This is a genomic window from Streptomyces sp. R28, assembly GCF_041052385.1.
Classification (GTDB): domain Bacteria; phylum Actinomycetota; class Actinomycetes; order Streptomycetales; family Streptomycetaceae; genus Streptomyces.
Genome location: NZ_CP163439.1, coordinates 547,473 through 569,152, shown reverse-complemented (window position 1 = coordinate 569,152; position 21,680 = coordinate 547,473). Strand labels below are relative to the sequence as shown.

Annotated in this window: 19 protein-coding genes and 2 pseudogenes; 17 read left to right on the top strand and 4 right to left on the bottom strand. The window is 71.0% G+C overall.

The window, feature by feature from the left end; all coding sequences use genetic code 11:
* Positions 1–24 precede the first annotated feature (24 nt).
* From AB5J49_RS02510 to AB5J49_RS02500, 3 genes are all read left to right on the top strand, one after another.
* Positions 25–2,046, top strand: coding sequence for a beta-galactosidase (locus tag AB5J49_RS02510; RefSeq protein WP_369166818.1), 2,022 nt, complete (start codon positions 25–27; stop codon positions 2,044–2,046).
* A 113-nt stretch (positions 2,047–2,159) separates the two neighbouring features.
* On the top strand, positions 2,160–3,728 hold the full coding sequence (locus AB5J49_RS02505; RefSeq protein ID WP_369166817.1) for an arabinogalactan endo-beta-1,4-galactanase: 1,569 nt from the start codon (positions 2,160–2,162) through the stop codon (positions 3,726–3,728).
* A gap of 200 nt (positions 3,729–3,928) precedes the next feature.
* Complete coding sequence (locus AB5J49_RS02500; RefSeq protein ID WP_369166816.1) at positions 3,929–4,216, top strand: ArsR family transcriptional regulator; 288 nt, start codon at positions 3,929–3,931, stop codon at positions 4,214–4,216.
* A gap of 30 nt (positions 4,217–4,246) precedes the next feature.
* On the opposite strand, the gene AB5J49_RS02495 is transcribed toward AB5J49_RS02500, so the two are convergent.
* The gene (locus AB5J49_RS02495) at positions 4,247–4,717 is read right to left on the bottom strand and encodes an SRPBCC family protein (RefSeq protein ID WP_369166815.1); all 471 of its coding nucleotides are present in this window, start codon (positions 4,715–4,717) and stop codon (positions 4,247–4,249) included.
* Between the two features lie 274 nt (positions 4,718–4,991).
* Between AB5J49_RS02495 and crcB (AB5J49_RS02490) the strand changes: the two genes are divergently transcribed.
* From crcB (AB5J49_RS02490) to AB5J49_RS02435, 12 genes and pseudogenes are all read left to right on the top strand, one after another.
* Positions 4,992–5,453, top strand: coding sequence for a fluoride efflux transporter CrcB (gene crcB, locus AB5J49_RS02490; RefSeq protein WP_369166814.1), 462 nt, complete (start codon positions 4,992–4,994; stop codon positions 5,451–5,453).
* Positions 5,450–5,830: a DUF190 domain-containing protein gene (locus AB5J49_RS02485; RefSeq protein WP_369166813.1), complete on the top strand. Its 381-nt coding sequence runs from the start codon at positions 5,450–5,452 to the stop codon at positions 5,828–5,830. Before crcB (AB5J49_RS02490) ends, AB5J49_RS02485 begins: the two co-directional genes overlap by 4 nt.
* Positions 5,827–6,201, top strand: a complete 375-nt coding sequence (gene crcB / locus AB5J49_RS02480; protein ID WP_369166812.1) for a fluoride efflux transporter CrcB — start codon at positions 5,827–5,829, stop codon at positions 6,199–6,201. The genes AB5J49_RS02485 and crcB (AB5J49_RS02480) overlap by 4 nt, the downstream gene beginning before the upstream one ends.
* A gap of 96 nt (positions 6,202–6,297) precedes the next feature.
* Positions 6,298–7,137, top strand: coding sequence for an undecaprenyl-diphosphate phosphatase (locus tag AB5J49_RS02475; protein WP_369166811.1), 840 nt, complete (start codon positions 6,298–6,300; stop codon positions 7,135–7,137).
* 166 nt (positions 7,138–7,303) lie between these two features.
* Positions 7,304–7,981, top strand: coding sequence for a FadR/GntR family transcriptional regulator (locus tag AB5J49_RS02470; RefSeq protein WP_274247991.1), 678 nt, complete (start codon positions 7,304–7,306; stop codon positions 7,979–7,981).
* Positions 7,978–9,416, top strand: a pseudogene (locus AB5J49_RS02465) (amino acid permease). Before AB5J49_RS02470 ends, AB5J49_RS02465 begins: the two are co-directional and overlap by 4 nt.
* Positions 9,417–9,466: 50 nt before the next feature.
* A complete protein-coding gene (locus tag AB5J49_RS02460; RefSeq protein ID WP_369166810.1) occupies positions 9,467–10,483 on the top strand; it encodes an asparaginase in 1,017 nt (338 codons plus the stop codon).
* A 142-nt stretch (positions 10,484–10,625) separates the two neighbouring features.
* Positions 10,626–12,035, top strand: coding sequence for an aspartate ammonia-lyase (gene aspA, locus AB5J49_RS02455; RefSeq protein WP_369166809.1), 1,410 nt, complete (start codon positions 10,626–10,628; stop codon positions 12,033–12,035).
* Between the two features lie 47 nt (positions 12,036–12,082).
* Positions 12,083–13,024, top strand: a complete 942-nt coding sequence (locus tag AB5J49_RS02450) for a glutaminase (protein ID WP_369166808.1) — start codon at positions 12,083–12,085, stop codon at positions 13,022–13,024.
* A gap of 53 nt (positions 13,025–13,077) precedes the next feature.
* Positions 13,078–14,397 carry a tetratricopeptide repeat protein gene (locus tag AB5J49_RS02445; RefSeq protein ID WP_369166807.1) on the top strand — a complete coding sequence of 440 codons (1,320 nt, stop codon included), beginning with the start codon at positions 13,078–13,080 and terminating at the stop codon, positions 14,395–14,397.
* Positions 14,398–14,505: 108 nt separating this feature from the next.
* The gene (mptB, locus tag AB5J49_RS02440; protein ID WP_369166806.1) at positions 14,506–15,900 is read left to right on the top strand and encodes a polyprenol phosphomannose-dependent alpha 1,6 mannosyltransferase MptB; all 1,395 of its coding nucleotides are present in this window, start codon (positions 14,506–14,508) and stop codon (positions 15,898–15,900) included.
* Entirely contained in the window at positions 15,897–17,261 is a 1,365-nt protein-coding gene (locus AB5J49_RS02435) for a glycosyltransferase family 87 protein (RefSeq protein ID WP_369166805.1), read from the top strand. Before mptB ends, AB5J49_RS02435 begins: the two co-directional genes overlap by 4 nt.
* A 32-nt stretch (positions 17,262–17,293) precedes the next feature.
* Here the strand turns inward: AB5J49_RS02435 and AB5J49_RS02430 are convergent.
* The 3 genes and pseudogenes from AB5J49_RS02430 to AB5J49_RS02420 form a co-directional block, all read right to left on the bottom strand.
* A pseudogene (locus AB5J49_RS02430) lies at positions 17,294–18,178 on the bottom strand (D-alanyl-D-alanine carboxypeptidase family protein); the annotation flags it as partial.
* A 93-nt stretch (positions 18,179–18,271) separates the two neighbouring features.
* On the bottom strand, positions 18,272–19,408 hold the full coding sequence (rho, locus tag AB5J49_RS02425; RefSeq protein ID WP_369166804.1) for a transcription termination factor Rho: 1,137 nt from the start codon (positions 19,406–19,408) through the stop codon (positions 18,272–18,274).
* 242 nt (positions 19,409–19,650) lie between these two features.
* Positions 19,651–20,478 (bottom strand): class I SAM-dependent methyltransferase, encoded by an 828-nt coding sequence (locus AB5J49_RS02420; RefSeq protein ID WP_369166803.1) that lies wholly within the window; start codon positions 20,476–20,478, stop codon positions 19,651–19,653.
* A 130-nt stretch (positions 20,479–20,608) separates the two neighbouring features.
* Between AB5J49_RS02420 and AB5J49_RS02415 the strand changes: the two genes are divergently transcribed.
* On the top strand, positions 20,609–21,340 hold the full coding sequence (locus AB5J49_RS02415; protein ID WP_369166802.1) for an SgcJ/EcaC family oxidoreductase: 732 nt from the start codon (positions 20,609–20,611) through the stop codon (positions 21,338–21,340).
* Entirely contained in the window at positions 21,337–21,678 is a 342-nt protein-coding gene (locus tag AB5J49_RS02410) for a YciI family protein (protein ID WP_369166801.1), read from the top strand. The genes AB5J49_RS02415 and AB5J49_RS02410 overlap by 4 nt, the downstream gene beginning before the upstream one ends.
* Positions 21,679–21,680: the final 2 nt, after the last annotated feature.

The following is a 21,680-nucleotide window of genomic DNA, read 5'->3' as shown; positions in this document are numbered from 1 at the left end:
TGATCGATAAAACGGGAGAGATCCATGCCGGAGACCAACCCCAGGGGCCTCACCGGGCTCGCGTTCGGTGGTGACTACAACCCCGAACAGTGGCCGGAAAGCGTCTGGCAGGAGGACGTCCGGCTGATGCGGGAGGCCGGCGTCACGATGGTGAGTGTCGGGATCTTCTCCTGGGCCCTGCTGGAGCCCTCACCCGGGGCGTACGACTTCAGCTGGCTGGACCGCCTGTTCGACCTGCTGCACGAGAACGGCATCCGCGTCGACCTGGGCACGCCCACCGTCTGCCCGCCGGTCTGGTTCTACCGCGCCCACCCCGAGGCCCTGCCGGTCACGGCGGAGGGTGTGCGCTACGAGTTCGGCTCGCGCGCCGCCATATGTCACAGCAACGCGGACTACCGTGCGGCCGCCGCGAGCATCACCACACAGCTCGCCGAGCGCTACGGCGACCACCCGGCGCTCGCCATGTGGCACGTGCACAACGAGTACGGCGTCCCCGTCTCCGCCTGCTACTGCGACTCCTGCGCCGCGCACTTCCGCCGCTGGCTGGCGAGGACGTACGAGACGGTCGACGCGGTCAACGAGGCCTGGGGCACGGCCTTCTGGGGCCAGCGCTACGCCGACTTCGAGCAGATCAACCCGCCGCGGGCGACGCCGACCGCCGTCAACCCGGCCCAGGCGCTGGACTACAAGCGGTTCGCCGACGCCACCATGCGCGAGAACTTCCGTATGGAGCGGGACATCCTGCACCGCCTCTCGCCGGGCCTCCCGGTCACGACCAACTTCATGACGGCCCTCAGCCAGTGCGACTCCGTCGACTACTGGGCCTGGGGCCGTGAGGTCGACATCGTCACCAACGACCACTACCTGATCACCGACGGCCGCCGCACCCATGTCAACCTCGCGATGGCCGGCGACCTCACGCGCTCGGTGGCCGGGGGAGCGCCCTGGATCCTCCTGGAGCACTCCACCTCGGGCGTCAACTGGCAGGCCCGCAACCCCGCCAAGGCCCCCGGCCAGATGGCCCGCAACTCCCTCGCCCATGTGGCGCGCGGCTCCGAGGGCGCCATGTTCTTCCAGTGGCGGCAGTCCCGGCGCGGCGCCGAGAAGTTCCACTCGGCGATGCTGCCGCACGGCGGCACGGACACGCGCGTGTGGCGCGAGGTCGTCGAACTCGGCGCCGCCCTCGACTCGTTGCGCACGGTCCGCGGCACCCGCACGCAGGCCGACGTGGCCATGCTGTGGGACTGGCACTCCTGGTGGGCGCAGAACCTCGACTGGCGACCCAGTGAGGACCACGACCCGCGCGAGCGCGCCGACGCCTTCTACGAGGTCCTCTACGACCGCCACCTCACGGTCGACTTCGCCCACCCGGAAGCCGACTTGTCGGCCTATCCCCTTGTCGTCGTGCCCGCGCTGTACCTGATGACGGAGAAGGCCGGCCGCAATCTGCGCCGGTACGTCGAGAACGGCGGCACCCTCGTCGTGTCGTACTTCTCCGGCATCGTCGACGAGCACGACGCCGTGCACGAGGGCGCCTGCCCCGGGCAGCTGCGGGACGTCCTCGGCCTGACGGTCGAGGAGTTCTCGCCGCTGCTCCAGGACCAGCTGGTGCGCATCACCGGCCCCGACGGCTCCGAGCTCAGCGGCGACGTGTGGACCGAGTTCGTCGTCCCGCGCGGCGCCGAGACCGTCTGGACGTATGCCGACGGCCTGACCGCAGGCCACCCCGCCGTCACCCGGCACCGCTTCGGCGAGGGCACCGCCTGGTACGTCTCCACCCGGCTGGGCGCCGAGGGCCTGGACGCGCTGCTGGGCTGGGCGATCGAGGACGCGCAGGTCGCGCCGCGTGTCGACCTGCCCCGGGACGTCGAGGTCGTGCGCCGCGCCGGCGAGTCGGGCAGCTACCTGTTCGCCGTCAACCACACCGCGTCGGACGCCAAGGTGCCGCTGGAGACGCCCGGCACCGAGCTGCTGACCGGTGAACGTGCCGCGGGCCGCCTCGAGGTCCCCGCGGGAGCCGTCCGGGTCGTACGACTCGACGGCTGAGCCGAACTCCCCTCCGCCCGCGCGCGCCACGAGCCGCGGGCGGAGGGGCCCCTCACCGCCCAGGTGAGGGACACCCCCAACCCCCACTTACGTCGAAGGGACGACGGACGACGATGTTCCATCCCAGACGCACCCTCCGAGCCCTGCTGCTGCCCCTCGCCGCCGGACTCGCCCTCACCGCCCTGCCCGCGCAGACCGCCTCGGCGGCCAGCACGCTCACCAACGGCGGCTTCGAGTCCGACGGGACCGGCACGGCGACCCCGGCCGGCTGGTCCACCTACTCGGCGGGCGGCCAGAACTCCGCCTCCTTCACCGAGGCCGGCGGCCACGGCGGAAGTTACCGTCTGACCCACTACGCGTCCTCCGCCTACAAGGTGGAGACGTACCAGTACCTGTCCGGGCTGACCAACGGCAACTACAAGCTCACCGCCTGGGTCCGCTCCGGCGGTGGCCAGAACTCGGCGTACATAGCGCTGAAGAGTTGCGGCGGCACGGAGCAGCGCACCGACCTGCCGGTCTCGGCGAGCGGCTGGATCCGTATCGTCGTGCCGGTCAGTGTGACCAACAACCAGTGCACCATCAGCATCAACAGTGACGCGAACGCGGGCAACTGGATCAATGTCGACGACCTGACCTTCGCGTCCGGTACGGGCGGCACGTCGATCCATGGTGCCGACATCTCCTCCCTCGCCAAGAGCGAGGCCAAGGGCGGTGTCTACAAGACCAGTTCCGGCACCACCGGCGACGCGGTCACCATCCTGAAGAACGCCGGCATGAACTACGCGCGCCTGAAGGTCTGGGTCAACCCGGCCGACGGCTACAACAACAAGACGCGCGTCCTCGCCATGGCCAAGCGCATCAAGGCGTCCGGCATGAAGCTGCTGGTCGACTTCCACTACTCGGACACCTGGGCCGACCCGGGTGCCCAGAGCAAGCCGTCCGCCTGGGCGGGCCACTCGTACAGTCAGCTCAAGAGCGACGTGTACAACCACACGTACGACGTGTTGAACGCGTTGAAGGCTCAGGGCACCACCGCCGACATGGTCCAGGTGGGCAATGAGATCAACGGCGGCATGCTGTGGAACGAGGGCTCCACGAGCAACTGGTCGCAGCTCGCCGGTCTGCTCAACTCGGGCTACGACGCGGTCAAGGCGGTCAACTCCTCCACCACGGTCGCGCTGCACCTGGCCAAGGGCGGTGACCTGTCCGGCACCCGCTGGTGGTTCGACAGCGCGGTGTCCAACGGGGTGAAGTTCGACGCGATCGGCCTGTCCTACTACGGCTACTGGCACGGCTCGCTCTACGACTTCCAGACGACCCTGGACGACGCGGCCTCCCGCTACGGCAAGCCGGTCTTCGTCGCCGAGACGGCATACCCGTTCCGGCTGGACAGCGAGGACTCGCACGAGGAGATCATCAACACCACCGGCGAGCTGGTCTCCGGCTACCCGGCGAACACGGCCGGACAGCGCCGCTGGATGAACGACGTGGCCAGCATCGTGGAGGCCGTCCCGAACGGCCGTGGCCTCGGCGTGTTCTACTGGGAGGCGACCTGGACCGCCGTCTCCGGCAACGGCTGGGACCCGACCGACGCCTCCTCCGGCAACGGCTGGGAGAACCAGGCCCTGTTCGGCTACGACGACAAGGCGCTCTCGTCGATGGCATGGTTCAGCCACCGGTGAGCCCGTTGAGTCCGTCGATTCAGTGAACACAGGGCCCGGCCGCGCCCATACGGCCGGGCCCTTGGCGCGTCCGGCCGAACAACCCCGTGCCGTACGGCCGTTCGGTACCGGACAAGGGTCGAAGAGTCCCGGACACGGCCGCCGCGACTGCGCGACAGTGGGAAGAAGCGTGATGACGCGGCCCGACGGAGGGGGACGAGATGCTGCGGACTTCCGTGAGCGCGAGGCGCCTGGACATCCTGGAATGGCTGAAGGATCCGGCCGCGCACTTCCCGGAGCAGCGGGAGGGCGACCCGGTCGAGGACGGCGTCACCGCGGACGCCGTGGCCGCGAAGTTCGGCATGCCGCGCCAGGTCGCCGAGACACACCTCGGCCTGCTCGTGGACATCGGCCTGCTGCGCACGAAGCTGATCGGCCGACGCCTGCACTACCGGCGCGACGAGATGCGGATCGCCGAGGTCGCGCGGATGTTCGAGAAGGGCTGGTAGGCACAGGACGGCGCCCGGACCCTCCCACCCCTAGCCCGCCCCGCGTCCCGCTCCCGCACCGAGCTCCTGATGCTCGCGCACCGCGATCCGGGCCAGCTTCGTCAGCATCATGCCGTTGCGGATCGCGACGACATAGTCGACGGGGAGGCCGTGCATCCGGATGCCGGGGCCCCGCAGGGGGTGCCAGTCGAGGACGAAGAGCGTGTGCTCGCCCCAGGGGATCAGCCTCATGGCGATACGGGCCGCGCCGAAGGGATCCGCCTTCGCCTCCAGTTCCAGCCGGTGCTCGGGCTCGCAGATGCGGACGACACAGGTGTCCTCCAGGGCCAGCCGGCCGACACCGACCCGGACTTGCAGCCGGGCGCCCACCTGCGGCCAGTGCGGGTCCGCGGCCAGCACCTCCTGGGTGCCCGTGACCCACTCCCCGTAGCGATGCCCGTCGGAGAGCAGGCTCCAGACCTCCGAAGGCGAGCTCAGGATCAGGCGGCGACTCCGGGCCACGCCGACCACGCTCCTTCTCCTCAGCTGCGGACCCTGTTCTTCGACAGTAGCCGCGCGGCTAACCTCCAGCACGCGCAGTGGTGTCGCGCGGGGCACATCCCGGAGTGCCCCTTACGGGCGCCCGGAGTTACCCTGTTGACCGGCCGCGATCCCCCTCGCGGCGCGGCGGTGGGGCCCGCCGTACCCGAACCGCGGCAGTGGCGCCGCCAACGGTCCCTACTTGCAACGGCGTGGCCCGCATGCCCGGGCCCCGGCGGGTAGGAGACGTACGACCATGACAGTCCCGGAAACCGAGAGCCTGCGTGCCCCCGCCCGCACCCCCCGGCAGCCCGCCTGGCGGACGCAGGCACCCATCGTCGCGGTGGTCGCACTCGGCGGAGCCGTCGGTGCCACGGCCCGGTACGCGGCCGCACTGCGGTGGCCGGCCGGCCCGGGCGGTTTCCCCTGGGCGACTTTGTGGACCAATGTCGTCGGCTGCGCCGTGATCGGCGTGTTCATGGTGGTCATCACCGATGTGTGGGCCGCCCACCGCCTCGTCCGCCCCTTCTTCGGCACCGGGGTGCTCGGCGGCTTCACCACCTTCTCCACCTACGCCGTCGACATCCAGAAGCTGGTCGACAGCGGCCACCCCCGCACCGGACTGGCCTACCTGGCCGGCACCCTGATCGCGGCGCTCACGGTGGTCTGGCTCGCTGCGGCGGCGACCCGCCGCGTCCTGAAGTGGAGGCAGCCATGACGAGGCTGACCGGCAGGGCCCTGCGCGTGACCGTCTTCGTGGGCGAGCACGACACCTGGCACCACAGGCCCCTGTACTCGGAGATCGTCCACCGCGCCCACGCCGCCGACCTCGCGGGCGCCAGCGTCTTCCGCGGCATCGAGGGCTTCGGCGCGTCCTCGGTGATCCACACCTCGCGGCTGCTGTCCCTGAGTGAGGACCTGCCGGTCGCGATCGTGATCGTCGACACCGAGGAGCGCGTACGGGCCTTCCTGCCGCAGCTCGACGAACTCGTCGCCGAAGGGCTGGTGACCCTCGACGAGTGCGAGGTCATCCGGTACGTCGGCCGCCACGCCACGCCACGCCCATCGGACACGGGAGGTAAGAAGTCGCCGTGAACTGGCTCCTCGTGATCGCGGGCGCCACGGTCGGCGCACCCCTGCGCTACCTCACCGACCGCGCGGTGCAGTCCCGCCACGACTCGGTGTTCCCCTGGGGCACCTTCGCGGTCAACGTCACCGGCTGCCTCATCCTGGGCCTGCTCACCGGCGCGGCGGCCGCGGGCGCCGCGAGTTCCCACCTCCAGCTGCTGCTCGGCACCGGGCTGTGCGGGGCCCTGACCACGTACTCGACCTTCTCCTACGAGACGCTTCGGCTGACCGAGACGGGGGCGGGGCTCTACGCCGTCGCCAACGTCGTGGGCAGCGTGACCGTCGGCCTCGGCGCGGCGTTCCTGGGGGTCACGATCGCCGAGGCGGTGTGGGCGTAGACGACCGGCCGAGGTCGTCTTATGCCACGGATCCATACCCGCACCTGGTAGGACAGTGCGCGCCACTGTCCCGCCGAACCCCCGGAACTGGATCCCATGAGCGCCATCAGTGTCGGTCAGGCCTTCGTCCTCGGAGCCGTCGAGGGGGTGACCGAGTTTCTGCCCGTCTCCTCGACCGGCCATCTGAAGATCGCCGAGGGGCTCATGGGTATCCCCGTCGACGACGACGCGGTCGTCGGGTTCTCGGCCGTCATCCAGGTCGGCGCGATCGCCGCCGTGCTCGTGTACTTCTTCAAGGACATCGTGCGGATCGTCTCCGCATGGGGGCGCGGGCTGCGGGACAAGGAGGAGCGGTATCACCACGACTACAAGTTCGCCTGGTGGGTGATCTACGCGACGATCCCGATCGTCGTCGTGGGCCTGGCCGCCAAGCCGCTCATCAAGGGGCCGCTCGCCTCGCTGTGGGTCGTCGCGGGGTCGTTGATCGTCGGCAGCGGGGTGATGTGGGCGGCCGATCGGACGGGCCGGCACAAGCGAGGGGAGGACGACACCTCGTTCAAGGACGCGATGCTCGTCGGCAGCTCCCAGATCCTCGCCCTGCTCTTCCCGGGCTTCTCACGCTCGGGCGCCACCATGTCCACCGCGCTGATGCTCGACCTGGACCGGGTCGCCGCCACCCGCCTGTCCTTCTTCCTCGGCATCCCGGCCCTGACCGGCGCCGGAATCTACGAGCTGAAGGACGCACTGGGCACCACGGGCACGGGCGCGCTGCCGCTGGCCGTCGGCACCGCCGTCTCCTTCGTGGTCGCCTACGCCTCCATCGCCTGGCTGCTCAAGTTCGTCGCCAAACACTCCTTCAACGCCTTCGTGATCTACCGGATCGTCGTCGGGGTGCTGCTGTTCGGGCTGCTGGGCGCAGGTGTGATCAACAGTTGACCGGGTGCGGACGGGGAATCGGTGTGAAGTCTGTTTTCAGGCTTCACATCCGATGAATCTTTCCTTTCGGTGCCCTTGACACCACCCTCGGCTCACCCGGAGTATCTCTCCCGTGAACCTGTCAGACAGCCGGACAGCCAGTCAGCCTCCGCGGCGCGTCAGCGCCATGGAAGCGGTCCTGGCGCACCTCCGTAGCGCCATCGAGCGCGGCGAGTACGCCATCGGCGACAAGCTTCCCTCCGAGGCCGAGCTCTGCCGCACCCTGGAGATCAGCCGCCCCGTCCTGCGCGAGGCCCTCAGGGCCCTGCAGACCATGGGTCTGACCGTCTCCAAGACCGGCAAGGGCACCTTCGTCGTCGCCAACGCCGTCGAGGACCCCACCTTCGGCGACTACGCGGCCAGCGATCTGCTGGAGGTGCGCCGGCATGTCGAGATCCCGGTCGCCGGGTACGCGGCCCTGCGCCGCACCCCGGAGAACCTCGACCACCTCGCCCACCTGCTCGACCGTATGGAGCGGGAGACGGACACCACCGCGTGGGTCGCGATGGACACCCTCTTCCACCTGGCCGTGGCCGAGTCCGCCCAGAACCCGGTCTTCCGCCGGGTCATCGAGGAGATCCGCGACGCACTGGCGCGTCAGTCGGCCTTCCTCAACGAGCTGGGCGGCCGCCGCGAACAGTCCAACCGCGAGCACCGGGCGATCGTCGAGGCGCTGATCGACGGTTCCGAACTCGACGCGACCGACGCCATGGCCCATCACCTGGACCGCGTCGAGACCACCCTCACCGACATCGTGCGCCCAGCGCGCACGGACAGCCCCACGGAAGGCGGACCCGAGGCGTGAGCGAGCAGCCCCTCAAAGAAGAGACGCGCCCATCGTCCGGACACGTCGACGCCGGAGACGCCGGCTACAGCAAGTCGCTGAAGTCCCGGCACGTCAACATGATCGCCATCGGCGGAGCCATCGGCACCGGCCTGTTCCTCGGCGCCGGCGGGCGACTCGCCGACGCCGGCCCGTCCCTGTTCATCGCCTACGCGGTCTGCGGAATCTTCGCCTTCCTCGTCGTGCGCGCCCTCGGCGAACTCGTCCTGTACCGCCCGTCGTCCGGCGCCTTCGTGTCGTACGCCCGTGAGTTCATGGGGGAGAAGGGCGCGTACACCGCGGGCTGGATGTACTTCCTGAACTGGGCGACCACCGGCATCGCCGACATCACCGCGGTGGCCACGTACACCCACTACTGGGGCATGTTCTCCGACATCCCGCAGTGGGTGATCGCGCTGATAGCCCTGGCCGTCGTCCTCACCGTGAACCTGATCTCGGTGAAGATCTTCGGTGAACTGGAGTTCTGGTTCGCGATCGTCAAGGTCGGCGCGCTGGTCGTCTTCATGTGCATCGGCATCTTCCTGCTGGTCACCCAGCACCCCGTCGACGGCACCACTCCCGGCCCATCCCTGATCACCGACCACGGCGGCTCTTCCCCAACGGCCTGCTGCCCATGCTGCTGATCATCCAGGGCGTCGTCTTCGCCTACGCCTCCGTCGAGCTGGTGGGCGTCGCCGCCGGTGAGACCGAGAACCCCGAGAAGATCATGCCCAAGGCGATCAACTCGATCATGTGGCGTGTCGGCCTGTTCTACGTCGGCTCCGTCGTCCTTCTCTCGATGCTGCTGCCCTGGTCCTCGTACAAGGCGGGCGAGAGCCCCTTCGTCACCGTGCTGTCCAACATCGGTATCCCGGCGGCCGGCGGCGTCATGAACCTGGTCGTGATGACCGCGGCCATGTCCTCGCTCAACTCCGGCCTGTACTCCACCGGCCGCATCCTGCGCTCCATGGCGATGTCCGGCTCCGCCCCGAAGTTCACCTCGGTGATGAGCCGCAGCCAGGTCCCGTACGGCGGCATCCTGCTCACCAGCGGTATCTGTGTCCTCGGCGTCGGCCTCAACTTCGTCGTCCCCGCCGACGCGTTCGAGATCGTGCTGAACTTCGCGGCCATCGGCATCCTCGCCACCTGGGGCATGATCATGGTCTGTCACCTCCTCTTCTGGCAGAAGACCCAGAGGGGCGAGCTCACCCGCCCCGGCTACCGACTGCCGGGCTCCCCCTGGACCGAACTCGTGACGCTGGCCTTCCTCGCCTCCGTCCTGGTCCTCATGTACGCCGACGGAGGCGCCGGCCGCACCACCGTGCTGTGCCTGCCCCTGATCGTCGCGACGCTGGTCGCGGGCTGGTACGGCATTCGCAGCCGTGTCGCGCGCACCGCGAGCAAGGCCGACGCGTGAGACCCGCGTCGGTCGACGACCCCTCATCGACCCACCACCACCAGGCAGTGATGTACAGCAGTTCCATAGCGGACGCACCCCTTGTCCGCGAACCACTCCACGCCCCCGTCGCCCACCTCATACGCGGCGGAATGACCGAAGGCATCCACTACGGCTCCGTCGTCGTCCTCGGCACCGACGGCGAGGTCCAGTTCCAGCTCGGTGACATCGAGGCCGCCTTCTACCCGCGCTCCGCGCTCAAGCCCGTCCAGGCCGTCGCCATGGTGCGCGCCGGCCTCCCGCTCGACGGCGAGCTGCTCTCGCTCACCGCGGCCAGCCACTCCGGCGAGGAACGCCACCTCGCCGGAACCCGGCGCATCCTCGAACTCGCCGCGCTCACCGAGGACCACCTGCGCAACGTCCCGGACCTGCCGTACGACCCGGTCGTGCGGGACGCCTGGGTACGGGAGGGCCGCCTGCCCTCCCGGCTCGCCCAGAACTGCTCCGGCAAGCACGCGGCCATGTTGTACACCTGCGCGCTCAACGGCTGGTCCCTGGACGACTACCTCGACCCCGGCCACCCGCTCCAGCAGGCCATCGCCGAGATCGTCGAGGACCTCACGGGCCAGCGCATCGCGCGGGTGACCGTCGACGGGTGCGGGGCGCCGCTGTTCTCCATCTCGCTGCATGGCCTTGCCCGCGCGGCGGCTCGTATCACCTCCGCGGCGCCGGGGACGCCCGAGGCTCGGGTCGCCGACGCGATGCGGGAGCACGCCGAGATGGCCTCCGGGTCCGGACGGGATGTGGCGGCGTTGATGCGGGCCGTGCCGGGGCTGCTCGCCAAGGACGGATTCGAGGGTGTTCAGGTCGCCGCCCTGCCGGACGGGCGGGCCGTCGCTGTGAAGATCGCCGACGGGGCGAACCGGGCGCGAGTTCCGGTCGCTGCGGCGGCGCTTGCGCGGGCCGGGGTCGATCCGGAGCTGCTCACCGAGTTCCAGGGTGAGGCGCTGCTCGGGGGCGGTCAGGCGGTCGGGTGTGTGCGGCCCGTTCGTTCGCTGGAGCCGGTCGCTGTTTCGGCTTGCGCCTAAGGACGTGCCGCTCTCCTTGTTCGGCGACTGCGGGCCATATGTGGCTGGTCGCGCCCACGCGGCGGAGCCGCAAAATGTCACAGCCCCGCGCCCCTGAAGGGGCGCTCACCCTCACCTTCTCAGAAAGAGAACCCTCACTCTCATGAACGCCGCCACCCGCAGTGAGCACGACCTCCTCGGCGACCGTGACGTCCCCGTCGAGGCCTACTGGGGTGTCCACACCCTGCGTGCCACGGAGAACTTCCCGATCACCGGTACGCCCATCTCCGCCTACCCGCACCTGATCGACGCCCTGGCCGCCGTCAAGGAGGCCGCCGCCCTCGCCAATCAGGAGCTGGGGCTGCTGGAGGCGAGGAAGGCCGACGCGATCGTCGCCGCCTGCCGTGAGATCCGCGCCGGCAAGCTGCACGAGCAGTTCGTCGTCGACGTCATCCAGGGCGGCGCCGGCACCTCGACCAACATGAACGCCAACGAGGTCGTGGCCAACCGGGCGTTGGAGCTGCTGGGGCACGCCAAGGGCGAGTACCAGTACCTGCACCCCAACGAGGACGTCAACCTCGGTCAGTCGACGAACGACGTCTACCCGACCGCCGTGAAGGTCGCGACGGTGTTCGCGGTGCGTGGCCTGCTCAAGGCGATGTTCGTCCTGCAGGACTCCTTCGCGCGCAAGGCCGTCGAGTTCCGTGACGTGCTGAAGATGGGCCGTACACAGCTGCAGGACGCCGTGCCGATGACGCTCGGGCAGGAGTTCTCCGCGTACGCCGTCATGATTGACGAGGACCGCTCCCGGCTCGCGGAGGCGGTGGAGTTGATCCATGAGATCAACCTGGGCGCCACGGCCATCGGCACCGGCCTCAACGCCCCCGCCGGGTATGCCGAGTCGGCCCGCCGTCATCTCGCGGAGATCACCGGGCTGCCGCTGGTCACGGCTGCCAACCTGGTCGAGGCGACGCAGGACTGCGGGGCGTTCGTCCAGATGTCCGGCGTGCTCAAGCGGATCGCCGTGAAGCTGTCCAAGAGCTGCAACGACCTGCGCCTGCTCTCCTCCGGGCCGCGTGCGGGGCTCGGTGAGATCAACCTGCCGCCGGTGCAGGCCGGTTCGTCGATCATGCCGGGCAAGGTCAACCCGGTGATCCCCGAGGTCGTCAACCAGGTCGCCTTCGAGGTGATCGGCAACGACGTCGCCATCACCATGGCCGCCGAGGCCGGACAGCTCCAGCTCAACGCTTTCGAGCCGATCATCCTGCACTCCCTGTCGGAGAGCATCACCCACCTCCGCGCGGCCTGCGTGACCCTCGCCGAGCGCTGCGTGAACGGCATCACCGCCAACACCGAGGCGCTGCGCCGGACCGTGGAGAACTCCATCGGCCTGGTCACGGCCCTGAACCCGCACATCGGGTACACGCCCGCCACCGACATCGCCAAGGAGGCACTGGTCTCCGGCCGGGGCGTGGCCGAACTCGTCCTGGAGAAGGGCCTGTTGCCGGCCGAGACCCTCGCCGACCTGCTGCGGCCGGAGGTCGTCGCGGGCAGCGGCCAGGCCCTGGCCTGATCAGGCACGAACCAGCGGATGCGCACCGGGACCGGCAGGGAGGCACAATGGTGATCATGGCAGCGTCGACGTCGTCACTGACCTTCCAGCCGATCCTGGAGCGCATCGCGGAAGAGATCGAGCGGACCCCCGGCCGCGGCCGGCCCGCCGACTACATCCCGGCGCTCGCGGCCTGCGACCCGCGCCGCTTCGGCATGGCCGTCGCGGAACTCGACGGCTCGGTGTACGGCGTGGGGGACTGGCGCGAGCCGTTCTCCACGCAGTCCCTCACCAAGGTCTTCACCCTCGCGCTCGACCTGGCCCGAGAGGGCGACGAACTCTGGGAGCACGTGGGCCGCGAGCCCTCCGGCAACCCCTTCAACTCCCTGGTCCAGCTGGAGTACGAGAACGGCATCCCGCGCAACCCGTTCATCAACGCGGGCGCGCTGGTCGTCACCGACCGCCTCCAGACCCGTACCGGAGACGCGGCGGGCGAACTCCTCGCCTTCCTCCGCGCCGAGAGCGGCGACCAGACCCTCGACTTCGACAACGACGTCGCCGCCTCCGAGGCCACCCACGGCGACCGCAACGCCGCCCTCGCCCACTTCATGGCGTCGTACGGCAACATCGACAACCCAGTGCCGGACCTGCTCGACCAGTACTTCCGGCAATGCTCGATCAAGGCGTCCTGCGCCGACCTCGCCCTGGCCACCACCTTCCTCGCCCGCCACGGCGTCCGCGCCGACGGCACCCGCCTGCTCACCCGCAGCCAGGCCAAACAGGTCAACGCGGTGATGCTGACCTGCGGGACGTACGACGCGGCGGGCGACTTCGCGTACCGGGTGGGTCTGCCGGGCAAGAGTGGCGTCGGCGGGGGGATCATCGCCGTCGTACCGGGCCGCTGCACGCTGTGTGTGTGGAGCCCGGGGCTCGACGAGCGCGGCAACTCGGTGGCCGGGGTGGCCGCCCTCGACCGCTTCACGACGCTCACCGGGCTGTCGGTCTTCTGACTCTTCCGTAATGCGGTTGAGGGGGATGCGGATCCTCGGTGAGGATCCTCCTCATGTTCTCGCGCAAGAATCGCCGACCGAAGACCCCCGAACTCCTCAAGGCCTGGGAAGCACTCGACGAGGGTGACGTGCCCGGCGCCCTGCGCCAGTTGCGGCACGGCACCGACGACCTGCCGCTGGGCGAGGTCGCTCTCGTGGTCGCCCGGGCCGCCGGAGCGGCCGGTTTCGAGGATCTCCACGAGGCGGCAGGCGCCCTCGCCGCCCGACCCGAAAAGGCCCGGGCACTCTACGACTTCGGGTACGCCTGTATCGAGCGCGGCGTGCCCTCCCTGGCGATACCCGCCCTGCGCGGGGCACTGAACCAGGCGCCGGCGTCGGTGGCGGTCCTGCGGGAGCTGGTCTCGGCCTACGAGCGCGAGGGCCGCCACCGCGAGGCGACGGACCTCCTGGCCGCGCGCGAGAGCGGGCTCACCGACTGGCCGGACCGCTATCTGCTGGTCTTCAACGCCCTCATGTCCGGCGACCTCGCCCTGGCCCGCCGTCAGCACGCCCGGTTGTCCGACCCCGACGACGCCATGTGGCTGCCCACCCAGGCCCGCCAGGGCCGCATGCTGGAGCGGGCCGCGAGCGCCGAGCCGGTGAGCCCGCTGGACCGCGGCGATCTGCGGGGCTGGCAGTACGTCATCGGCGGCACCCTGCTCGGCTCGATGTCCCCCTACGGCTTCGACGCGGGCATGGCCGGGCGGTACGCCTGGTTGCAGGACTCCCACGACCAGTGCCTGCGGGGCCTGCTGCGGCTGAAGACGGTCCTCGACGCCGCCGGGGTGCGCCCCACGTCGGTGTCGCTGCTGCCCGACCGGAGCAGCAGGATCCTCGGTCTCGCCGCGGCCGAGTTGCTTCAGCTGCCGGCGGAGCCGTTCACGCCTGACCGGGAGGACACCGTCGTCGTCGCGTACGACCTGAACGACGTGGCCGCCGCCGACGGGGGCCCGGACATCATCGGCGGGCTGTTCGAACGGGCTCCGGGACAGGTCCTGCACGAACACGCGAGCAACTGGACCGACCCGCCGGTGGTGACCGCCGACAGCGTCGCTCTGCTGCACCAGTCGGCGACGGCACCCTGGGAGGGGCAGCTGCGCGCAGACGACGACGGGAGCGTCGAGCGCGGCGCCCCCGACGACCGGCCGGAGCGGGAGATCGCCGCCGACATCCTGGCGGGCGACGCCTCGCCCGACGAGGGCGACGGCCAGACCCCCGCCGACGGGGCCGAGGCGCTCACCGACTTCGTCACCGCCGTGCGCGGCTCCTGGCTCCGGGGCGACCGGGCCGGCCTCACGTCTTCGGGTCCGGTGGTCAGTTCGCGGTTCCTGTGACGCTCTGACCGGGATGGATCACACGGCGGTCATGCGCAGGTCGCTGCCCCGAGGGTCCCCCTTCGCTTTCCGGCCACTCGGCGTTGACACGCTGACCGAGTGTTGGCCATGGCTTTCCCCCTCGATCTCCGCCGCTGCCAGATACTCGGTCTGGCCGGCACCGCCTTCCTCGCCCTGGGCGGTGAGACGGCCGGCGCGCTGCCGGTCCGGGAACTCCTGGCCCCGAGCTCCGCGCACGCGGCCCTCGGCCTGGTCGGCGTCTACTTCGGCGTCGTCCTGCTGATAGCGGCCTGGCTGCTGCTCGGCCGCCTCGTACGCAGCGCGGACCCGCCGACCCCGCGCGCCCTGCTGCTGGTCCTGGCCCTCTGGGCCACCCCGCTGCTGATCGCGCCGCCGCTGTTCAGCCGGGACGTGTACAGCTACCTGGCCCAAGGCGCCATGGTCGACGCACACATCGACGTGTACGCGTACGGGCCCGCCCACCTCGGCGGCCCGCTCGCGGACGAGGTCGCCCCGCTGTGGCGGCACACGGCGGCCCCCTACGGCCCGGTGTTCATGGGCGTGGCCTCCGCGCTGTCCGGTCTGACGCGCGGCGAACTCCCCGCCGGTCTGCTCGGCATGAGGCTCATAGCGCTGCTCGGCGTCGCGCTGATGGCGGCCGCGCTGCCGCGCCTCGCCCGGCACAGCGGGGCCGACCCGTCCGCCGCACTGTGGCTGGGCGCCCTGAACCCGCTCGTGCTGCTGCACCTGGTCGCGGGCGCCCACAACGACGCCATCATGCTCGGCCTGCTCGGCGTGGGGCTGGTCGCGGCCCTCGGCCGGTGGCCGGTCGTGGGCGCCGTACTCGTCACACTCGCCGCTCTGGTCAAGGCCCCTGCCGCACTCGGCCTCGCCGCGGTCGTACTGCTCCAGATGCGGGCGGGCCACCGCCCGGCGAAGGCCGTCCTCACCACGACGGCCGCGTCCGCCGCCACCACGGTCGCCGCAACCGCCGTAGCGGGCACAGGATACGGCTGGATAGGCGCCCTGGACACCCCGGTCTCCCCACAGAACTGGGCGCTGACCAGCCTGCTCGGCCGTGCCACCGCCTCGCTGCTGGAAAAGGTCGGCAGCGATCTGGCGCCGCTGGCCGTTCCGGTGTGGCACGTCTTCGGGCTGGTCCTCACGGCGGTCCTCGTGGTCCTCATATGGTGGCGCTGGCGTCCGCGCCCCGTGTACGCGCTGGGCCTGAGCCTGGCGGCCGTGGCCGCCTTCGGACCGGCGATCCGCCCCTGGTACGCCCTGTGGGGCCTGTTCCTCATCGCCGCCGCCGCGCCCAGCACGTCGGTACGGCACCGGGTGGCGGCCCTGACGGGAGTGCTCGCGCTCGCCGTCCTGCCCAGCGGCGGCGCCGCGGACGCCGGCCAGCTGGTGCTGGCGGTCTCCGGCGGCGCGCTCGCCGTGGTCGTCCTGTGGCAGGCGCATCTCGCGGCGCAGGCCCCGGCGCTGGAGCGCACCGCATGAGGCTTCCGCACACCGACCGCGGCCGGATCGTTCTGGTGCTCCTGCTCGCCGCCGCCGTGACCGTCTTCACCGCGACCGTGCCGTTGCTGCGCGACTGGTTCGACCTGCGCGTCTACTACGGCACCGTGGACAGCTGGATCCACCACGGCGGCCGTATCTACGACTACCGGGTGCCCGGCACGACGTACGGCTTCACGTACCCGCCGTTCGCCGCCGTCGCCATGCTGCCCATGGCGCTGCTCGGTCTGCACGCGGCGATCGTGGTGGCGCTGCTGCTCAACCTGGCGGCACTGGCCTTCGTCCTGCGCGTGCTGGCCGGACGGGCCTGGCGGCGCTACGGCTGGTACGGCTGTGCGCTGGCCGCCTGCGCGCTGGCCCTGTTCGAACCTCTGCGGGACACCTTCAGCTTCGGGCAGGTGAACGTCCTGCTGCTGGCGCTCGTGCTCCTCGACTGCCGGCTGCTGGCCACCGGGCGGGGCCGCTGGGCCGGTGTGGGCATCGGCCTCGCGGCCGCGATCAAGCTGACGCCCGCCGCGTTCATCGGCCTGCTGCTGGTGGCCCGGCGCCCGCGAACCGCCGTCGTGGCGAGCGCCGTTGCCGCGGCGGCGACGGCGCTCGCGGCCTGGGTGGCCCCCGACGCCTCCCGCTTCTACTGGACCCAGGCGATGTGGGACACCACCCGGGTGGGCCGCCTCGACTACGTCTCCAACCAGTCGCTGCAGGGCATCCTGGCCCGCCTCGGCGTATCGGAGCGCGCGGTCTGGGCGGTGGTGGCCCTGCTGGTCCTGGGCGTCTGGGTGGCGCGCTCGCGCCGGGCGGTCGCCGCGGGGGACTGGACGGCGGCGTTCGCCCTCACCGGGCTGACCGCCTGCCTGGTCAGCCCGATCACCTGGGTCCACCACCTGGTGTGGCTGCTGCCCTCCTTCGCCGTCCTCGTCCGCGCCGGGCACCTGCGGATCGCGGGCGCCCTGTACGCGATGCTGTGCACCAGCGTGGTGTGGCTGTGGTTCGACGACGCTTCCGGCGTCGACGGCTTCCTCGGCAGCAACGCCTACACCTGGATCACGCTCGGCCTGCTGCTGTGGCTGCCGGTCGGTCACTCCGGCTCGGAGCGCTCGACGCCCTTGCCGCGGAGCACCAGAGACGTGGCACCGGCCCCCATCCCGGCGGCGCCCGCGATCGCCCACGCCTCCGCCCAGCCCGCCCCGGCCGGCCCGCCCTCCGGTGCCACGTCCGCCACCACGGGCCCCTTCGCGGGCCCGGGCCTCGGCTTGACCCGCAAGGCGTCCAGCGACCCCACCGGCTCGACCCGCCCGGCCGCGTCGAACCCCCAGTCGAGCAACTCGCCCGCCTCTTCGTAGACGGCGAAGCCGCCCGCCCGGGGGTTCATCACCGTGACGACGAGGGTGCGATCCCCCCGGCGGGCGGCGGCGATGAGCGTGTTGCCCGCCTTGCTGGTGTAGCCGTTCTTGACACCGATCAGCCCCGGATACGGGTCCACTCCGTCCGCGCCGGTCAACAGCCGATTGGTGTTGCGGATCTCGTACGAATAGCCGCCCCCGCCCGGGAACCGCGCCTTTGCCGTGCCGCAGTACCGCGCGAACTCCGCGTTGCGCAGCCCGGCCCGGCCGAACACCGCCAAGTCGTAGGCCGACGACACCTGCCCGGGCGTGTCGTAGCCGTCCGGCGACAGCACGCGCGTGTCGAGGGCGCCCAGCGCGATCGCCTTGGCCTGCATCTGGGTGGCCGTGGCGCGCCAGCCGCCGTTCAGCCCGGCCAGCACCCGCACGGCGTCGTTGCCGGAGCTGAGGAACACCCCGCGCCACAGATCGGCGACGCGGTACGTACGCCCCTCGGCGAGCCCCACCAGACTGCTGCCGGCCCCGATGCCGGCCAGCTCCTCCTCGCGCACCGTGTGCGGGACGCCGGCGGGCAGGGTCGGCAGCACGGTGAGGGCGAACAGTGACTTCAGGGTGCTGGCGGGGGGCAGCTTCCGGTGCGCGTTGTGCGCGGCGAGCACCTCGCCGGTGTCGGCGTCGGCCACCAGCCACGACAGCGCCGAGACGTCCGGAACGCGGGGCACCGCGGAATCCGGCCGCACGTGGGTGCCGGACCGGTACAGCAGCGCGGGTCGCGGCTTCGCCGCCGTCGGCCCGCCGGGCGGGTCGGGGTCGTGCCCGGTGCGGGCGACCGCGGTGGCGGGCGCGAGCGCCAGCAGGCCGGCCGCGCACAGGGCGCAGGTGGACACGAGCACCCGGGAAGGAAATCCGATCGTCATACCGTCAACGTAGGAAGGCGGCCGTCGTACACCGCGCTGCCCGGGCCGGGAGGGGCACGGCGGCACCCGGACGGGCGATGCTTGCGTGACGTGTCACTCGCCCGGCAGCGTCGGCTGGATCCGCCGCAGGAACGTGGCGTTGTCGGGTGTCTCGCGCATGCGCTCCAGGAGGGTTTCCAGGCTGGCCTGGCCGTCCCGGGTCTGCAGCGCCCGGCGCAGGCCGCGCACGGTGGTCAACTCGGCTGGGGAAAGGAGGAGTTCCTCACGGCGGGTGCCGGACGGGTTGATGTCGACCGCGGGGAAGACGCGGCGGGAGGCGAGGTCCCGGCTCAGGCGCAGCTCCATGTTGCCGGTGCTCTTGAGCTCCTCGAAGAAGAAGTCGTCGGCCCGGGAGCCGGTCTCCACGAGGGCCGTGGCGAGGATGGTGAGCGAACCGCCCTCCTCGGCGAGGCGCGCGGCGCCGAAGAACCGCTTCGGCCCGTGCAGCGCGGCCGCGTCGACGCCACCGCTCAGGGTGCGGCCACCGGACGCGGCCGCGTTGTTGTGCGCCCGGCACAGCCGGGTCAGGGAGTCGAACAGGATGACGACGTCCTCGCCGGCCTCGACGAGCCGCTTCGCCCGCTCGATGACGAGGTCGGCGAGCGCGAGGTGCTGCTTGGGCTCCCGGTCGAAGGTCGAGGCGTACACCTCGCCCCGCACCGAGCGCCGCATGTCGGTGACCTCTTCGGGGCGTTCGTCGAGGAGCACCACCATCAGCCGGCACTCCGGGTGGTTGCCGGCGACGGCCGCCGCGATCTGCTGGAGCAGCACGGTCTTGCCGGTCTTGGGCGGGGCCACGATCAGCCCGCGCTGGCCCTTGCCGACGGGCGCGATCAGATCGGCGACCCGCCCGGTCAGACCGGACGCCGGGTGTTCGAGACGGATCCGCTCACGCGGGTGAAGCGGCGTCAGCTCGCCGAAGCTGCGGCGGTTCCTGTCGGGGGTGCGGCCGTTGACGCGGGCGACTTCGGTGAGGGCGCGCTGGGTGCCGCGTACGCCGTCGACGAGGTCGCCCTTGCGTAGGCCGTACCGGCGGACCAGAGCGGGGGAGACCTGAAGGTCAAAGGGGGAGGGCAGCAGATTCTCGGCGCGCAGGTGGCCCTTCCCGTTCGCGTCGATGTCGAGGACGCCGGTGACGGCGCGGACCGGGGGCTGCTGCTGGACTGGGGGGTGTTCGAGTGTGGTGGTCATGGTGGTCGGTCCTTTCACGGACGGAAGGCATGAGACATGCGGAGGGGAGGGGTGAGCCGCGGACATCGGGAAGGCGGACAGAGCGCCTTCGGGCGGCGGGAAACAGCACCTCGGATACGGCGGAACCACTGGTCACGAGGTGGTGAGTGAAGCCGGTACGACGCCGGCGAACTGAAGGAAAACCGGTACCAGCGCCCACGACGGGGCGTACACAGGTACTAACGGGACGGTACCACGGTGGTTCAGCGTGTGGCGAGCAAACCGTACAACAGAGGAATGCGCGGCTCGGGCAGTCGCCACCAACCGGACGGCGTACGCACCATCTGCGGCCAGCGCTGCCAGGGCAGCTCCTCGCTCTCACGCAGCCGCCGGACACTCAGTCCCGCTTCAGTCAACGCGCCGACGACCTCTCCTATTCCGTGCATCCACTCATAGCTGTCGGTGGCGCCCTCCACGGCCGGGCCGTCCGTGTAGGTGCGGGTCGCGTCCCGGCGCACGGCGCCGTCGCCGCCCAGATAGTCGTGGCGCAGCAGCAGCTCGGGTCCTTCGCCCGGACCGGGCTTCGGGCCGAGGGAGTTGAGCAGCGGATGGAACTCGACGATGTACAACAGCCCGCCAGGACGCAGAAGTTGGGCCAGCACCCCCGCCCAGCGGTCGAGGTCGGGCAGATAGCACAGGGCGCCCTTGCCCGTGTACACCACGTCGAACTGGCACCGCCCCAGGGCCTCCACGGCGTCGTACACATTGGCCCGTACGTAGGTGACGTCGAGCCCCGCCCTCTCGGCGATGCCGTTCGCGGCGGCCACGGACGCCTCGGAGAAGTCCAGGCCGACGGCTCGCGCCCCGCGCTGCGCGAAGGCGATCGTCTCGGTGCCCAGGTGGCACTGCAGATGGAGCACGTCGCGGCCGGCCAGCTCACCGAGGTCGTCCCACTCGAAGGAGGCGAACCAGCGGGCGGGGTCGAGGTCCTGGTCGAGGCCGTAGAACCGGCTGGCGAGGTGGACGGGGGTGCGGGCGTCCCAGTTCGCCTGGTTCGCCGACATCATCCGCGCGTGCTCGTCGGTGGTCATGAGGACATCCAACCGTGAACGGGTCGCACGTGGCGGCAGGAATTCCGGACACGGGGCACCCGGGTGTCGATTCGGGCCGGTCCCGTTCGTCGGTGGGGTGTAGGAAGCTCATGAAGGACCGGGAGGATCCATGAAGTACATGCTGCTCGTCTGCGGCGACGACACCGCCGACGCCTCGGGTATGACCCCCGTCGAGCCCTGGGTGGAAGACCTCGGCGACCGGCACGTACGCCTGCACGGCCACCGCCTCGCGCTCCCCGCCCAGGCCGTCACCGTGCGGGTGCGCGGCGGCGAGGTGCTGCGCAGCGACGGGCCGTTCGCGGAGACGAAGGAATACGTCGCCGGGTTCGACATCCTCGAGTGCGACAGCATGGAGAAGGCGATCGAGGCGGCCGCGCGGCATCCCGTGGCCGCCGTCGGGGCCATGGAGGTGCGGCCGTTCTGGGAGGACGAGGACGCCGAGGCGCAGATCCGCGCGCTCGACGCCGAGCTGACCGGGGCCGCGCGAGAGCGGGACGCCGACCGCACGGCGGCCTGCTACGCGTCGGACGTGACGGCGTTCGTCGACGGCCGGGAACACCGTGGGGCCGACGCCCTGCGCAAGTCGCTGGAGGAGCTGTTCGCCGCCGTCACCGGGCCCATCACCCGCGAGGTGCTGGACTTCCGGGTCCACGTCGACGAGAGCATCGCCTTCGGCCACGCCCTCGTCCGCCTGCGCGCCACCCGCACGGACGGCGCCCCGCTCAACGACCTGATGCGCGTCACCACCGGCTACCGCAACGTCGGTCTGCGCTGGCTGATCGCGCACGAGCACGTCTGTCTCGTCTCTTTCGACTCTCTCGACACCGAGGAGCGGTCATGAAGTACGTCCTGTTCATCTGCACGCCGGTCGGCGGCGAGGAACTCAGTCCCGAGGAGATCGCCGAGGACCCCCGCTTCACCGAGTACATCGACGAGGTCCGCAGCCGCGACGTCGTGAAGGGCGGGGCCCGGCTGCGCCCGCACACCGACGCCACCACCGTGCGCGTCCAGGGCGACGAGGTCCTGCTCAGCGACGGGCCCTTCGTGGAGTCCAAGGAGTACGTCGCCGGCATCGACATCATCGAGGTCGCCGACCTCGACGAGGCCATCGCCCTCGCCTCCCGGCACCCCGCCGCGCTGGGCGGCGGTTCGGTGGAGGTGCGGCCGGTCTGGGAGTGAAC

What these genes read in the sequence shown, in the direction of transcription:
- AB5J49_RS02505 (WP_369166817.1), top strand. Translation starts at nt 2,160, where the DNA reads ATGTTCCATCCCAGACGCACCCTCCGAGCCCTGCTGCTGCCCCTCGCC.
- AB5J49_RS02485 (WP_369166813.1), top strand. Translation starts at nt 5,450, where the DNA reads ATGACGAGGCTGACCGGCAGGGCCCTGCGCGTGACCGTCTTCGTGGGC.
- AB5J49_RS02410 (WP_369166801.1), top strand. Translation starts at nt 21,337, where the DNA reads ATGAAGTACGTCCTGTTCATCTGCACGCCGGTCGGCGGCGAGGAACTC.
- mptB (WP_369166806.1), top strand. Translation starts at nt 14,506, where the DNA reads ATGGCTTTCCCCCTCGATCTCCGCCGCTGCCAGATACTCGGTCTGGCC.
- AB5J49_RS02470 (WP_274247991.1), top strand. Translation starts at nt 7,304, where the DNA reads ATGGAAGCGGTCCTGGCGCACCTCCGTAGCGCCATCGAGCGCGGCGAG.
- rho (WP_369166804.1), bottom strand. Translation starts at nt 19,408, where the DNA reads ATGACCACCACACTCGAACACCCCCCAGTCCAGCAGCAGCCCCCGGTC.
- AB5J49_RS02435 (WP_369166805.1), top strand. Translation starts at nt 15,897, where the DNA reads ATGAGGCTTCCGCACACCGACCGCGGCCGGATCGTTCTGGTGCTCCTG.
- AB5J49_RS02420 (WP_369166803.1), bottom strand. Translation starts at nt 20,478, where the DNA reads ATGACCACCGACGAGCACGCGCGGATGATGTCGGCGAACCAGGCGAAC.
- AB5J49_RS02460 (WP_369166810.1), top strand. Translation starts at nt 9,467, where the DNA reads ATGTACAGCAGTTCCATAGCGGACGCACCCCTTGTCCGCGAACCACTC.
- AB5J49_RS02445 (WP_369166807.1), top strand. Translation starts at nt 13,078, where the DNA reads ATGTTCTCGCGCAAGAATCGCCGACCGAAGACCCCCGAACTCCTCAAG.
- AB5J49_RS02510 (WP_369166818.1), top strand. Translation starts at nt 25, where the DNA reads ATGCCGGAGACCAACCCCAGGGGCCTCACCGGGCTCGCGTTCGGTGGT.
- AB5J49_RS02475 (WP_369166811.1), top strand. Translation starts at nt 6,298, where the DNA reads ATGAGCGCCATCAGTGTCGGTCAGGCCTTCGTCCTCGGAGCCGTCGAG.
- AB5J49_RS02500 (WP_369166816.1), top strand. Translation starts at nt 3,929, where the DNA reads ATGCTGCGGACTTCCGTGAGCGCGAGGCGCCTGGACATCCTGGAATGG.
- crcB (WP_369166814.1), top strand. Translation starts at nt 4,992, where the DNA reads ATGACAGTCCCGGAAACCGAGAGCCTGCGTGCCCCCGCCCGCACCCCC.
- AB5J49_RS02450 (WP_369166808.1), top strand. Translation starts at nt 12,083, where the DNA reads ATGGTGATCATGGCAGCGTCGACGTCGTCACTGACCTTCCAGCCGATC.
- AB5J49_RS02415 (WP_369166802.1), top strand. Translation starts at nt 20,609, where the DNA reads ATGAAGTACATGCTGCTCGTCTGCGGCGACGACACCGCCGACGCCTCG.
- aspA (WP_369166809.1), top strand. Translation starts at nt 10,626, where the DNA reads ATGAACGCCGCCACCCGCAGTGAGCACGACCTCCTCGGCGACCGTGAC.